Consider the following 1,275-nt stretch of genomic DNA (forward strand, 5'->3'; position numbering starts at 1 on the left):
GTGCCGTGTATGGCCCGTCAGCCGTTCAGAACGGCCTCGGAGTCGAGCGTCGCGCCGACGGCCTGGAGGACAGCGGCGATCTTGAACGCCTCCTGGATCGTCTCGCGGCCGACGCCGGCCTTGCGCAGCACCTGCTCGTGCGAGTCGAGGCACATGCCGCAGCCGTTGATCGCGGAGACCGCGAGCGACCACAGCTCGAAGTCGACCTTCTCCACGCCCGGGTTGCCGATGACGTTCATCCGCAGGCCCGCACGCAGGTTGCCGTACTCCGGGTCCGACAGCAGGTGCCGGGTCCGGTAGTAGACGTTGTTCATCGCCATGATGGCGGCGGCCGACTTGGCCGCGGTGTACGCCTCGGGGGAGAGGTTGGCCTTGGCCTCCGGCTCCAGCTCCTTCAGCACACGCGGCGAGCGCGAGGCGATGGCGCAGGCGAGCACCGTGCCCCACAGCTGCTGCTGGGGCAGGTCGGAGTTGCCGATCACCGAACCGAGGTTCAGCTTCAGGTCCTTGGCGAAGTCCGGTATGGCGGACTTCAGTTCATCGAGTGCCATTCCTGGTCACTCGCCCGCGAGCAGCGCGACCGGGTCGAGGGTGTCCTCGCCCTTGCTCCAGTTGCACGGGCAGAGCTCGTCGGTCTGGAGCGCGTCGAGGACCCGCAGGACCTCCTTGGGGTTACGGCCCACGGAACCGGCGGTCACCATCGTGAACTGGATCTCGTTGTTCGGGTCGACGATGAAGACGGCGCGCTGCGCGAAGCCGTCCTCGCCCTCGACGCCGCAGTCGCGCATGAGGTCGTGCTTGGAGTCGGCGAGCATCGGGAAGGGCAGGTCACGCAGGTCGGCGTGGTCCTTGCGCCAGGCGTGGTGCACGAACTCGGAGTCGCCGGAGGCGCCCAGGATCTGCGCGTCGCGGTCGGCGAACTCGTCGTTCAGCTTGCCGAACGCGGCGATCTCGGTCGGGCACACGAAGGTGAAGTCCTTCGGCCAGAAGAAGACCACTGACCAACCCTTCTCCTGGTCCTTGGAGGAGAAGGTCTCGAACTTCATGTCATCGATCGGGCCGGTGACGCCGGTCAGCTCGAACGTGGGGAACTTGTCGCCAACGGTCAGCATGCGTGAGCTCCTGGGTTGTGCGGGTTGGACGCGCACTAGGGTGGCACAGGAGGCATTGATCACAGAAATAGCCACACTGGCTCATGTTGATCGGATGTGGCTATCAGTCGTTCTCAACGGCCCCTGAACGCGAAGACGCCCCGCCCGGCGGGGTGGCCGGGCG

The 1,275-nt window shown here is 66.4% G+C and carries 2 protein-coding genes; both read right to left on the reverse strand.

Annotation, left to right across the window (positions count from 1 at the left end; genetic code table 11):
• Positions 1-17: 17 nt before the first annotated feature.
• Positions 18-551 (reverse strand): alkyl hydroperoxide reductase, encoded by a 534-nt coding sequence (locus tag ACFU99_RS44010; protein ID WP_384404454.1) that lies wholly within the window; start codon positions 549-551, stop codon positions 18-20.
• Between the two features lie 6 nt (positions 552-557).
• Entirely contained in the window at positions 558-1,112 is a 555-nt protein-coding gene (locus ACFU99_RS44015) for a peroxiredoxin (RefSeq protein WP_384404456.1), read from the reverse strand.
• Positions 1,113-1,275 lie beyond the last annotated feature (163 nt).

It is taken from the genome of Streptomyces sp. NPDC057654 (assembly GCF_042800135.1).
GTDB lineage: Bacteria > Actinomycetota > Actinomycetes > Streptomycetales > Streptomycetaceae > Streptomyces.